Below are 13,135 nucleotides of genomic sequence, written 5' to 3'. Positions count from 1 at the left end.
GTTCAAATGACTAAAGATGTCGATTGGTCTAACAAAACGTTGGGATGTCCTGCGAATCGTCAGGCAGCGGTTGGGGGCAGCGAACGTGACCTTGAGCCGCGAGGTGGTCAGGCTCCTGCTTCAAGGGCCCGTATTTGTTGGGTTTTCGCCTGTTTCGGCTGGGGCGGCGGTGGTGCATGACAAACAACCTGCTGCTCTAGGCCAAATAAATTCTCAGTTCAGGGCGGCCAGGCGTTCGGTCATAGTGAGGGCGCGGTAACAGATGGGTTGAATACTGCCGGTTATAAAGTCTACGCCCGAAGGATGCAGGACAAGTGCATGCTCGGATGCCTCAGGAAGTAGACGGCCCAATACAATAAAAACAGCCGCGCCACAGGTGGGCGCGGGAATCCGTGACAGCGGTCGCGGTGAGAGGAAGTAAAGATGAACACATCGAGTGTGTCGGCAGCTTCAGCGAAGGCGAAGAAGTCGATGACGGCTCCGTGCAATGCGGAGTCTCTGATCAAGGTTCCCGCGGGTGTTCTGGATATCCTTGCCGGACTCATCCTGCTGGGCGTGTTTGGTTGGTATGGCTGGGCTGCCCTGCAACTGCCCGCTTCTCTGAATCCCAATGCAATAGGCGTCGGCGAGTTTCCGACCATCATTGCCGTCGCTGCACTGGTATCCGTGGTGCTGATGCTCTGTCTCGGCTTGCTCCGGTGCATGCGACGGTCGCCCGAGGACGTGATCACGACCTGTCGTCCCCTGTCGGTCGTGCTGGCAATCCTGCTGTTGCTGGGCGTCGGCTCGTATCTGGACAAGCTGGGCCCCGTTATCGGGGTGGCTGCACTTTCCGCTCTGCTCATGCTGGTTGCCGGTGAACGTCGACCGCTCCAGATCACGGCTGTTTCGTTGGGTCTGAGCGCGGGCCTTTACGCCATCTTTGTACTGGCTCTCGGCGTCAGCTTTTCTTGAGGTGTCACCATGTTCGAAAATATATTGATCGGGTTTTCGGCCTTTGCCGACCCGTTGGTGCTGGTAGGCCTGATCGTCGGGGCGCTGTTGGGCTACATGATTGGCGCGCTGCCGGGCTTGGGCCCGAGTCTCGGTGTGGCCTTGTTGATTCCCTTCACCTACAGCCTCGATCCTCTGGTATCGATCGTGACGCTGATCTCCCTGTATGCGGCTGCTGAATATGGTGGGGCCATTTCTGCGATCCTGATCAATTCCCCCGGTACCGCTGCCGCCGTGGCGACATCCTGGGATGGCTTTCCGCTGACCCAGCAAGGCAAGGCTGGCGTGGCCTTGAACATATCGATCATTTCCTCGGGAGTGGGCATCTTCGTCAGTGCTTTGCTGTTGCTGCTGACAGCGGTACCTCTCTCGGAGTTTGCGCTCAACTTTGGACCTACCGCCTACTTTGGCCTGGCTCTGGTGGGCTTGAGCCTGGTCTCGACTCTGTCCAATGGTTCGCCTGTCAAAGGTGCCATCGCCATGTGCATTGGCCTCGCCCTGGCCACCGTCGGCCTCGACACCCAGACCGGCCTTCCCCGTTTCAGCCCGAACCCCGAGTTTTTCGAGGGCTTCCCGCTGGTGCCGGTGTTGCTTGGCCTGTTCGCGCTGTCCGAAGTGCTATTCATGATCGAGGCCGGGCCTTCCGCCAAGGTCAAGAGCCATCCCATGAATGGGATTCTGGCGGTGCCGCTGAAGACCTTCGGCAAGTTGAAGTTCAACCTGCTGCGTAGTTCCGTGATCGGTTATGTGATTGGCGTGGTGCCTGGGGCTGGAGCTTCCATTGCCTCCTTCGTGTCCTATGCCGTGTCGAAGAAAGCCTCGAAAACCCCCGAGCAATTCGGTAAGGGCAGTGTCGAGGGTATCGCGGCTTCGGAGTCGGCCAACAATGCGGCGGTATCCGGCGCGCTGGCGCCGCTCTTCGCCCTGGGGATTCCCGGCTCTCCGACCACCGCCATCATGATCGGCGCGCTGATGATCCATGGCATTCAGCCGGGACCGTTGTTGTTCACCACCAACCCGGAGATTCCCTACACCGTCATCGCGGCGCTGTGGGTCAGCGTGCCGGTAATGATCATCATTGGTCTGGCTGGGGCCAAGTACTGGGCGAAGGTGGCGGACATCCCGCGTCCGGCGGTCGCTGCCACGGTATCGGCCATCTGCCTGATGGGGGCTTACGCCTCCGAGAACTCGATGTTCCCATTGTATGTCACCTTGGCCTTCGGTGTGCTCGGTTATGTCCTGCGCAAGCTGGATATTCCGCTCGCGCCCATCATTCTGGCGCTGGTGCTTGGGGAGATGCTCGAAACCAACTTCCGCCGGGCGCTGGTCATTTCCAATGGTGATTACTCGGTGTTCTACAGCAGCCCGCTGACCCTGGTTCTGCTGGCGGTTGCAGTGCTTTCGTTCGCCATGCCGGCGTTGAAGTTCGTGCGTGGCAAGTTCACTCGTCGGCTCGCCTGATGGTGGCCTCCATGGGGCTGGACGTTTCTTCGGGCAGGGCGGTCGCTCTGCAGAGTCTGGCCGGAGCAGGGGCCTGACAAGCCCCTGCGCGATTCGGTGAGGAGTCAGGCGCCGAATGAAATGAAAGGCGCCTGTGCTCGATGCCTCTGACAGAGCAGGCCACGGGACTTCATGGCCCGAAAACTCAAGTCAGTCATGGTTTGTCGTTGCGGGCCGTTTCGTGTCCGGCATGTGCTTTCGCAGGTGGAGGCGCGGCGCTCCAGGCGGCGCCGGATGATTGTTGATGATGCCGGTTGACGGTTAAGGATGTCGTGATGGCTATGGATCTTTCTGGCGTGGCTCGGTTGCTGCTTCTGTACGGACTGTGTTTCGCCATGGGACGGGTGTTTGTGGCAATCGGTATGCCGTTGCCCTATATGATCGGCCCGCTGTTGCTGACGGCCTTCCTGTACGTTACGGGCGTGATGAAAACGGCCATTTCGGCCAAAACCCGGCCCTATGGACAAATGATCATTGCCTCCACCGTGGGGCTGGCATTCACCGCTGATGCCTTGGCCGTCATTGTCGAAATGGGGCCTGAGATCGTGGGCCTGGCCGTGCTGACTGGTTTGTGCGCGCTGTTCGTGTCACTGCTGCTCAAGCGCTTCAGTCGTCTCGACTATTCCACCGCGTTGCTCTGCACCATCCCCACCAGCCCGGTAGAGGCCGCGGTGATCGCTGAACGGTTCGGCCTCGACAAGGGGGTGGTGGTGCTGTCGCAGACCATCCGCATCGCCAGCGTCGTGGTGATTATCCCCATTGCGTTGTACGTAGCCGACGGCTGGCCGGGAAATGCCGGCCGAACCCTTGGCGCGGTCGGCGCGTTCGATGTCGCTGGCGTTGCGCTCCTTGCCATCTCTGCCCTGGCCGGTGCCCTGCTGTTCAAATGGCTGAGGCTGCCGAATCCCTATTTCTTCGGAGCCTTGCTGATTTCTGCTGCAGCCTCCAGCAGTGGCTTGCACGTGGCGCCTTATCCTTCGCTGGTGCTGGCCATCGCCCAGGTGGTGCTGGGTACCTGGCTGGGTTCGGTGTTTACCAAGGAGCTGTTTCTGGAGATGAAGCTCACGCTCACCATCATCCTGTCCATGCTCCTTTTCCTGTTCATGAGCAGCATGATGGCCGTGGCTTTCGCGGGGCTGACCGGGCTGCCCTGGGAGGTCATGGTGCTCAGCGCGGCGCCCGGCGGGGTCACTGAAATGGCACTGACCGCGCAGTTTCTTGGCTACAGCGTGGCCATTATCGTGTCCTTCCAGATCGTGCGCATCTGCATATTCATGCCAGGGATCCACTGGTTCATTGCAGCGGCACGGCGCTTCGAGTCAAGGGGCGCGTCCTGAGCGTCAGAGGGCGGTCATGACTCTTGTGGGTTCAGCTCGCGCCTGATGGTCTCGGTCAGCTCGAGCAGCGGCTGCGCATAGCGCGCGATCACCGCGTCGATGCTTTCGCGGGTCGACAGGCTGATGTTCAGCGCGTGAGCGCGATAGCTGGGGAGGTTCAGGGGAGCGGCTATCGACACCACTTGCGGTTGCCAGGAAGCGGCGCAATAGCCATGACGTTCGACACTGTGCATGGCCGCTTCGATCTCCAGGCTCAGCTCCGCCCAGCGCGAGGCGCAGCGGCGTGCCTGGAAACGTTCCAGCAGTGCTTGGCGGTGAACCTCATCCTGCATGGCCAGGCAGGCGCGACCCAGTGCGGTCAGCTCCATGGGCAGGCGCTGGCCCGTGCCGACGGTGCGCGGCGTTTTACGCGCGCTCAGCCTGATCGACTCCAGGTAGACCATCTCATCGTCATCGGCGGCGGCCAGGCCAACGTTTACCTGGAGTTGTCGGGCGACCTGGCGCATCAAGGGTTCCGCTATTCGCACCAGAGAACTGCCCTGATGCAGGGTGTGGGCCAGGCTGAGCAGGGAGGCGGCGAGTCGATAGGCACCACTGATCGGGTCGTAATCGAGGAAGCCGCTGCGAACCAGCGTTTGCGTCAGGCGGCTGACGGTCGACTTGGACAGGCCCGTTCTGTCGCTCAGCTCCCCATTGCTCAGGTACTCGCAGCCCGGACGAAAGGCCCGCAACAGGCCCAGGCCACGTTCCAGGGAGCGATTCGGGGTCGACTTGCCCTGGCCGGGAAGGCCCGAAGGCGTCGTTGTGTCGGTGGCCTCTTCCAGTGCGTGAAGTTGAGGGCTGAACATCGCCTTGGCTCTCTGAGTGCTCGGTTACATGGCATGAACTCGAATCTGAGCCCATCGAATTCTGCGAATGATCGTCGTCGGATCGTCCTTAGGCTAACGCAACAAGCCGCAAGCCAGTGTCAGTATGGTCTTGATGTTCCATGCAATGGAATAGCGCGGTTGAACATCAGGGGTGCGCTTGCATAATCGATGGGCGTTTCATTCAAGACTCATAACAACAAGTAGGTCTCTATGAACATTCCTTCTCTTGCTGCTGCACTGGCGCATGCCTCGATACCCGTGAATGACATGACGCTCCGGCGTTGCGACGCACTGCATGGTCGTTCAGGTCGAATACGCGGCATGCAATCCCACTCTGGATGAATGACTGCAAATAGCGCCATCGCTATTTGAATCGAACCCGCTTGGGTCACCTCTTGTTGTCTATCCCGCTTGCGCAGAGTCGATGCGTCGGGTTTCGGCTTGCCTGGTGATGCCCAAGTCCGGCTTCGCCCACCCTCGACCGGCTCCGCCCTGGTTGCGGCGTCCGGCCCTTCGTCAGGTATTTACGATGAACACGATGAAACTCATGCCCCTGTGCGTGGCAGGGACGGGGCTTGCCCTCATGCTGCCTTCGGCCTTCGCGGAAGGTTTTTTTGAGGACAGCAAAGCCTCGCTGGATCTGCGCAATTTCTACATGAACCGCGACTTCAGGGAGGGAAGCGGGCAGTCACAGCGCGAAGAGTGGGCGCAAGGCTTCATCCTGCGCTACCAATCCGGCTATACCCCCGGCGCCATCGGTGTCGGCTTCGACGCCATCGGCATGCTTGGTATCAAGCTCGATTCCGGCCGCGGTCGGGCCGGCACTGGGCTGCTGCCGGTGGAAGACGACAAGGACGTGTCGGACGACTACTCGAAGGCTGGCGGCACGCTCAAGCTGCGCGCCTCCAACAGCGAGTTCAAGCTGGGCACGCTGCTGCCCAAGTGGCCGACCTTGCAGGCCAACGATGGCCGTCTGCTGCCGCAGACCTTCGAGGGCATGCAACTGCAGGTGCGCGAACTGAAAGATCTGGAGCTCACCGGTGCGCAAATCCAGCGCGTCGTGCAACGCGACCAGACGAGTGATGAAGGCCTGGCGCTGAACAGCAAGAACCGTCGCTTCAGCGGCTCTCTGGATGGCGGTGACTTCGAGCTGCTCGGGCTCAGCTACAAGGTGCTGGAAAACACCGACTTCAGTTACCAGTACGCTCGCTTCGAGAATATCTATCGCCAGCAGTTCGTGGGGCTCAGCGATCGCCGCAAGGGCGAGTGGGGCGCGTTCAATACGGATATCCGCCTGTTCCTGAGCGACGATGAAGGCAACGCCAATGGTGGTGACATCGATAACCGCGCGATCAGCGCCATGGGTACCTACAAGCTGAACGGCCATTCGCTGGGGGTTGGCTATCAGGTGATGTCGGGGGACTCGGCCTTTCCCTATGTCGCGGGCGCCAACCCTTATCTGGTCAACTTCGTCCAGGTCGGCGATTTCGCCGAGAAGGACGAGCGCTCCTGGCAACTGCGCTACGATTACGATCTGGCCAAGGTGGGCATTCCGGGCCTGACCTTCATGACCCGATACTTGCGCGGCAGTGGTGCGGATGTGCGAGGGGCTGATGGTGGCGGTGAGCGCGAACTGGATGTCGAACTGCAGTACGTGTTCCAGAGCGGTAGCTTCAAAGGCTTGGGTGTGCGCCTGCGTAGCGCCACCTATAGATCAGACTTCGCTCGTGATGCCAACGACGCTCGCGTTATCATCAGTTATCCGCTCAGCCTGCTCTGAGCTCAGATGCACCAGTCGCGCGGCCACTGCCTGGCTGCCGCTGGTGCTTTTTCGTTTGATCACGGTGGCCCAATGAAATATCCCCTGCCTCCCTTGAACCCCTTGAGAGCCTTCGAGGCTGCGGCCCGGCTATGTAGCCTGACCAGTGCCGCAGAAGAGATGAACGTCTCGCAGGTTGCCGTCAGTCGCCAGGTACGGGTGCTCGAAGAGTATTTCGGGGTGGCCCTGTTTCGACGCTTGCACAGAGGCATCGAACTGACGCGTGAAGGCAAGGAGCTGTACGAGGGGATCACGCGCGCTTTCCAGGACATCAGCAGTGCGGCGCGCAAGGTCTCGCGCAGGGGGCGGCGGGATATTCTGTCGATACAGTCCTACACCACGTTTTCGCAGCGCTGGCTGATTCCCCGGCTGGCCAACTTTCACGATGCCCATGAATCGATTGAAATCAGGCTCTCCTCTTCGTTGGCACCCGTGGATTTCGAGACGCAGAACATCGATGCCTCGATTCGCTCCGGGCGCGGCGACTGGCCCGACTTGCATGCGGAGAAACTCGTCGATATCGAGCTGATTCCCATATGCTCACCGACCTTTATGGCTTCGACGAAGCTGGAGTCGCCCCAGGATCTGGCCCGCATGCGCTTGCTGCACTCCATGGCACGGCCGAACGACTGGGCCAGTTGGCTGGCATCGGTGGGTATCCGAGTCGATGCCGATACCGGCGTTCGCTTCGATAATTCGGCACTGGCCTATGAGGCTGCGTCGATGAACATGGGCGTGGCCATCGCCGTCCGGGCATTCGTCGAGCGGCAGATCAAGAATGGCAGTTTCATCGCGCCGTTCGAGCACGGCTGCAAGACCGGTGAAGGCTATTACCTGACCTGGCCACGCAAGATGAAGCCATCGGAACCCTTGCTGAAGTTTCTTGCCTGGATGCGTGAGCTGCTGGCGCAGACGGATTGATCATGCCTGCCGTGCCAGGAGCGGACGACTACCGCTCTGGCAGGGCGGCTCGGCAGGCCTGTGGGCTGCGCTGATTGCCTGTCTCGTATCGGCTGGCGTCGCCGCCCGGGTGAACCCTTGCCGAACCCTTTTCGCCGTCGCGCCTGCGGCGCCGGGATCGTGCTGCCTGCAGCCAGATACTTTGCCCAACGTTAAGGCCTGCTTTGGCTGACAAATCATCAGTACCGACGCGGATGGTTTTTTGGGAGCCTTGATTTAGGGGTTAGCCCCGTAGCGAATTACAAAAATAACATCGTCGGAGATCGTCAGAAGATGCTAAGCAAAGTTGGAAAGAAGGCCCGTCACTGCCTGGGTGCAAGCGTACTGGCAGCCGTGACAATGCTCGGTGCGGTTGATGCCGCGCTCGCTGAAGGCGAGTGGCGCCCCACCGGTCCCGTCAACATGGTCATGCACACGGCGGCTGGCGGTACGGCGGATGTTTTCATCCGGACGCTGGCCAAAACCCTGGAGCCGGAGATCGGCCAGAAGGTGATTGTGATCAACGCGCCGGGTGGCGGCGGTGCCGCGCAGATGACGCGGATTCGCGCAGCCCGCCCGGACGGCCTGACGCTCGGGGTCAATACTCTCTCTCACTTCACCAGCATGTTGACCAACCTCAAGGGTACCTACTCCATCGATGATTTTTCCTGGATCGCCTCGACCCAGGAAGATGCGATCCTGCTGTTCGTGAGATCCGATTCCGACATCAAGAATATCGATGATCTGGTGGCCAAGGCCAAAGCGAACCATGGCCAGGTCAACATTGGTGGTTTTGGCCCGGCAGGCTCGATGCAGAGCATCGGTATCTCGATGCTGGAGAAAGCGGCCGGCGTCAAGTTCAACTGGGTGGCCTTCAACTCCACACCGGATATCACCGCGGCCCTGTTGGGTGGCCACGTCGATGTCGGGGTGTCCAATCTCGGCGCGGTCAGCTCCTTCTTCGATGCCGATCGCATCCATGGGCTTGGCGTACTGGGGGATAAGCGACTCACCGGTCTGCCCGATGTACCCACCTTCGCCGAGCAGGGCTATGAGGTCGACACCAGCTGGCTGCAGGTTCGTGGAATATTCGGCCCGGCGAACATGCCCAAGGAACTGCAGCAGCAGATTGCCGATGCCATCCACAAGGCGATGCGTTCGGAGGAATACCAGAACTACGCGCGCAACGCCGGTGTGGTGGATTCCTGGATGGGGCCAGACGAGTACACGAAGTTCGTCAAGCGTGTAACGGAAGTGGCGGAAGTCCAGCTCAAGGAAGCCGGTTACATCCAGTGAAATAGCTCGGCCAGCGAGATGGCAGGTCAAGGCTCTGGCGAACGCCAGGTCATGCCAGGCCGGCGACTGCGAATGGGGCTGTTTCCCCTTCGTTGACGGCAGGTCGGGCACCGCCATCTCCGCGCTTGGCCGGCAGCAGACGTCCGTGCTTACAGGGTAAGGAATTCATGTCCAAAGCATTCGAGGGAATTCGCGTCGTCGACACGACGCATGTACTCGCTGGCCCCTTCGCCAGTTATCAGATGGCGGTGCTGGGCGCCGAGGTGATCAAGGTCGAGTCGCCCGATGATCCCGACCAGGCACGCATGCAGGGCTCCGATCGTGCCTTGAACGATATGGGCATGGGCACTGCGTTCATGGCTCAGGCCTCGAACAAGAAGACCCTGGCGCTGGATCTCAAGACTGCCGAGGGGCGCGAGGCGATGAAGCGGCTTATCGCCACCGCCGATGTGTTCGTGGAGAACTATCGCCCCGGTGCCTTCGATGAGCTGGGGCTGGGTTACGAGGAAATGTCGAAACTCAACCCCAGGCTGATCTACTGCTCCATCTCGGCCTTCGGCTCGAACGGCCCGCGCCGCGAGCAGACCGCCTACGACAACGTGATCCAGGCTTTTTCCGGGATGATGGCGATGACCGGCCATGGCGATGGCAGACCCCTGAAGTCAGGTGCTCCGGTGGTGGACTACGCCACCGGCACTTCGGCTGCCTATGCCATCGCCACTGCGCTCTTTCAGCGTGAACGCAATGGTGGCAAGGGGCAGTTCATCGACGTCTCCATGCTCGATGTCGCGCTGATACTGACCAGCTCGCACCTCACGGGCTTGCTCTGGAACGGCAAGCATCCGGAGCAGAAGGGCAACACCTTCCCCTTCGCCACCATTGGTTGCTATCAGGCCAGCGATGCTCCGTTGATGATCGGCGCCTCGAACCTGGTGCAGCAACGTCGTTTGTGGACGGCGCTTGGCCGTGAGGACATGATCAAGACCGACAACAACCAGCGCCTCGATGCGCATGCCGAAGAGGCACAGGTGTTGACGAAAATCATCGGCACCATGTCGGCGGACTACTGGGAGCAGTTCCTGCAGAGCAGGCGCATTCCTGCTGCGCGCATTCGCCGGCTGGAGGAAGCCATTGCCGATGAACAGGTGGCTGGCAGGCAGGTGCTGCAGAAACACGCAGCCTCGGGCAGCGTCGTCGATGGGCTGAGGGTTCCGGTAGCTGCGTTCAACCTGTCGGACAGCCCGCCACGGATCACCCTGGCGCCGCAACCCGTCGGCGCTCAGAGCGCCGAAATCCTCGCCGAGCTGGGCTACGGGCAGCAGGAGATCGAAACGCTGCGCGCGGCCGGTGTCGTCAATTGATCTTCAGGAACCGACATGAGCAATCCCATCCTGGTGCTGGCCGAGGCTGCGGCCGGCTGGCACCACCGCGATCTGGACGACGACCTGCGCTGGGCTACCCGGCGGGTCGTCCTCGACTGGTTCGCCACGACCCTGCCGGGCTGCCCATTGCCTCCGGCCACTTTGCTGGCCGAGGCCCTGGCTGCCTGCCGTGGCACGGGCAACGCCATCTGCTACGTGGACGGCCAGGCCGCCTCGGCACGGCATGCGGCGCTGCTCAATGCCTGCGCCAGCCATACGGTGGAGTTCGACGATATCTTCAAGGACGGTGGCTATCACCCCGGCAGCCCGACCGTTTCCGCAGCCCTGGCCGTCGCTCAGGATAGGGGCGCATCGCTGGAGCAACTGCATCGCGCGATCATCGCCGGCTATGAGGTGGGCTGCCGGGTTTCCCTGGCCATTCAGCCCAGCCATTATCGTTACTGGCATACCACTTCCACGGTTGGAAGCATCGGTGCCGCCGTGGCGACCGCGATGCTTCTCGGGGCGGATGCCGAGCGAGTCGCCCATGCCATCGCGCTCTCGAGCAGTTTCGCCGGGGGGCACCAGCAGAACCTGCAGGGCGAGGGCATGGCCAAGGCCTTGCATCCTGGCCATGCCGCCGATGCCGGCATCCTCGCCGGCATGGCGGCAGCCCATGGCGTGACGGCGTCCCTCGACAGCCTGCATGGCGAAAAGGGTTTCGCGGCTGCCACCAGCGTCTCCAGCGGTGACTGGGCCGCAGCGCTCGAGGGCCTGGGAGCGTGGACGCCCATCATGCACATGACGGTGAAGAACCATGGCTGTTGCGGGCATATCTTTCCGGCCCTCGATGGCCTGAGGCTGTTGCAGGCGCGCGAGGGCTTCGCGGCCGAGGCCATCGAGTCGATCCATGTGGCGGGCTACGGCGCCACCTATCAGATGTGCAACCGGGCCAATCCCGGCTCGGCCCAGGAGGCGCGCTTCAGCCTGCAATACTGCGTCGCAGCGCAGGTGGTGCTCGGTGCGGTTCGTCTGGCCGCATTCGCCCCCGAGGTGCTGGCGCACTCGGAGATTCGCGCCTTGATGGCCAGGGTGAGCGTCAGCGTGGATCAGGAACTGGCGGCGGCTTATCCGAAAAAGCGCATGACCAGATTGTTCGTCAAGCTCAAGGATGGGCGCCAGTTCGAGCACTTCCAGCAAACCCGCAAGGGCGACCCTGAAGATCCACTCTCGGACGCGGAGCTGGTGGCCAAGTACGATGAGCTGGCCGGCAGCGTTCTCTCTCCGTCGCAACTGGATACGCTACGCCAGACCATCCTGCACGGGGACGCACTGCCAGGACTTGTCCGCCTGGATACCCGAACGAGCCTGCCACGGCCCTGATGGGGCAGGGTCGGCAAGTCAGTCGCTGCCTCCGCCCCTTGTCATGCAATCGTCTTGCAAGCGTCACGATCACTTCACCGCTTCGCCTCAAGCTGTCCAAAACAGCCGGAGGCCGTTCATGACCAGCGCCCAGCTCGCCAAGCCCAGTCGTAAGCAACGTGTTCGTACCCTGTGGATCTCGGACGTGCACCTTGGTACCCGTGATTGCCAGGCCGAGCACCTGGCCGCCTTCCTCAAGCGCTATCACGCCGACCGCATCTACCTGGTCGGCGATATCATTGATGGCTGGAAGCTGCGCGGTGGCATCTACTGGCCGCAGGCCCACACCAACGTGATTCGCCGCCTGCTGACCATGAGCAAGCGCGGCACCGAGGTGGTCTACGTCACCGGCAACCACGACGAATTCCTGCGCCGCTATTCCAGCCTGCTGCTGGGCAACATCCAGTTGGTGGACGAGGCGGTGCACGTCACCGCCGATGGCCGTCGGCTGCTGGTGATCCATGGCGACCAGTTCGACGTGATCACCCGTTACCACCGCTGGCTGGCCTTCCTCGGCGATTCGGCCTACGAGTTCACCCTGACCCTCAACCGCTGGCTCAACCACTGGCGGCGCCGCTACGGTTACGGTTACTGGTCGCTGTCGGCCTACCTCAAGCACAAGGTCAAGACGGCGGTGAACTTCATCAGCGACTTCGAGGAAGCCATCGCCCACGAGTGCGTCAAGCGCGGCCTCGACGGTGTGGTCTGTGGGCACATTCACCATGCCGAGATCCGTCAGGTCGGCGAGGTGGAGTACCTCAACTGCGGCGACTGGGTGGAATCCTGCACGGCGCTGATCGAGCACTGGGATGGGCAGATCGAACTCTACCGGCTGGCCGAGGAACAGGCGCGGCAGGCCGCCGATGAGCGGGCGGCGGCACTGCTCGAGACGGGCGCGTGAGAATACTGATCGTCAGCGACGCCTGGTCACCGCAGGTCAACGGCGTGGTCACCAGCCTGGCAGCGCTGGTGCGTGAGCTGCGCGGCCTGGGTCATCAGGTCAAGCTGCTGTCGCCGGCCGACTTCCGCGCCGTGCCGTGCCCGACCTACCCGGAAATCCCCTTGGTATGGAACCTCTGGCAGGTTGGCCCGGCTATTCGTGACTTCCAGCCCGACTGTGTGCATATCGCCACCGAAGGCCCTCTTGGCTGGGCCGCGCGGCGCTGGTTGAACAAGCGTGGGCTGGCGTTTTCCTCGGCCATCCACACCCGCTTTCCCGAGTACGTCAGCACTCGCTGGCCGTGGATCGCGCCGCGTTGGGGCTATGCCTTTCTGCGTGCCTTCCACCGGCCCAGCCAGGCCGTGCTGGTGACCACCGAACGCCTGCGCGAGGAATTCGCCGGCTGGGAGCTGCGCCATCTGCAACTGTGGCGCAAGGGCGTGGATACCTCGCTGTTCCGGCCAGATGCGGAACGTCCATACCCAGAGCATCCGGTGTTTCTCTATGTCGGACGTATTGCGCCAGAAAAGAACCTGCAGGCCTTTCTCGATCTGGATTTGCCGGGCGAGAAGCGTGTGGTGGGGGATGGCCCGCAGCGCGATGAGCTGCAGCGTCAATATCCGCAGGTGCGCTTTCTCGGTTATCGCCATGGCCAGGCA

11 protein-coding genes are annotated in these 13,135 nt (G+C 61.7%); 10 read left to right on the top strand and 1 reads right to left on the bottom strand.

The window, feature by feature from the left end; all coding sequences use genetic code 11:
• Nucleotides 1–423 precede the first annotated feature (423 nt).
• From ACSVIK_RS21740 to ACSVIK_RS21730, 3 genes are all read left to right on the top strand, one after another.
• Complete coding sequence (locus tag ACSVIK_RS21740; protein WP_442446278.1) at nt 424–954, top strand: tripartite tricarboxylate transporter TctB family protein; 531 nt, start codon at nt 424–426, stop codon at nt 952–954.
• 9 nt (nt 955–963) lie between these two features.
• Nucleotides 964–2,454, top strand: a complete 1,491-nt coding sequence (locus tag ACSVIK_RS21735; RefSeq protein WP_442446277.1) for a tripartite tricarboxylate transporter permease — start codon at nt 964–966, stop codon at nt 2,452–2,454.
• A gap of 314 nt (nt 2,455–2,768) precedes the next feature.
• On the top strand, nt 2,769–3,830 hold the full coding sequence (locus tag ACSVIK_RS21730; RefSeq protein ID WP_442446276.1) for an AbrB family transcriptional regulator: 1,062 nt from the start codon (nt 2,769–2,771) through the stop codon (nt 3,828–3,830).
• 14 nt (nt 3,831–3,844) lie between these two features.
• On the opposite strand, the gene ACSVIK_RS21725 is transcribed toward ACSVIK_RS21730, so the two are convergent.
• On the bottom strand, nt 3,845–4,678 hold the full coding sequence (locus ACSVIK_RS21725) for an IclR family transcriptional regulator (protein ID WP_442446275.1): 834 nt from the start codon (nt 4,676–4,678) through the stop codon (nt 3,845–3,847).
• A gap of 550 nt (nt 4,679–5,228) precedes the next feature.
• Between ACSVIK_RS21725 and ACSVIK_RS21720 the strand changes: the two genes are divergently transcribed.
• The 7 genes from ACSVIK_RS21720 to ACSVIK_RS21690 all read left to right on the top strand — a co-directional run.
• Nucleotides 5,229–6,479 (top strand): OprD family porin, encoded by a 1,251-nt coding sequence (locus tag ACSVIK_RS21720; protein WP_442446274.1) that lies wholly within the window; start codon nt 5,229–5,231, stop codon nt 6,477–6,479.
• A 72-nt stretch (nt 6,480–6,551) separates the two neighbouring features.
• Nucleotides 6,552–7,439, top strand: a complete 888-nt coding sequence (locus tag ACSVIK_RS21715; protein ID WP_442446273.1) for a LysR substrate-binding domain-containing protein — start codon at nt 6,552–6,554, stop codon at nt 7,437–7,439.
• Between the two features lie 312 nt (nt 7,440–7,751).
• Complete coding sequence (locus ACSVIK_RS21710) at nt 7,752–8,753, top strand: tripartite tricarboxylate transporter substrate binding protein (RefSeq protein WP_442446272.1); 1,002 nt, start codon at nt 7,752–7,754, stop codon at nt 8,751–8,753.
• Nucleotides 8,754–8,920: 167 nt separating this feature from the next.
• Nucleotides 8,921–10,114: a CaiB/BaiF CoA transferase family protein gene (locus tag ACSVIK_RS21705; protein WP_442446271.1), complete on the top strand. Its 1,194-nt coding sequence runs from the start codon at nt 8,921–8,923 to the stop codon at nt 10,112–10,114.
• 15 nt (nt 10,115–10,129) lie between these two features.
• On the top strand, nt 10,130–11,497 hold the full coding sequence (locus tag ACSVIK_RS21700; protein ID WP_442446270.1) for an MmgE/PrpD family protein: 1,368 nt from the start codon (nt 10,130–10,132) through the stop codon (nt 11,495–11,497).
• Between the two features lie 118 nt (nt 11,498–11,615).
• Nucleotides 11,616–12,437, top strand: a complete 822-nt coding sequence (locus ACSVIK_RS21695; RefSeq protein ID WP_442446269.1) for a UDP-2,3-diacylglucosamine diphosphatase — start codon at nt 11,616–11,618, stop codon at nt 12,435–12,437.
• The coding region (locus ACSVIK_RS21690) for a glycosyltransferase (RefSeq protein WP_442446268.1) at nt 12,434–13,135 on the top strand (702 nt) is incomplete at its 3' end. The genes ACSVIK_RS21695 and ACSVIK_RS21690, both read left to right, overlap by 4 nt.

The sequence above is a fragment of the Pseudomonas sp. NCHU5216 genome (genome assembly GCF_052156495.1).
In the GTDB taxonomy this organism is placed as follows: domain Bacteria; phylum Pseudomonadota; class Gammaproteobacteria; order Pseudomonadales; family Pseudomonadaceae; genus Aquipseudomonas.
Note: the sequence above shows the minus strand (reverse complement) of the source record. Positions and strands in the feature narration are given on the sequence as shown.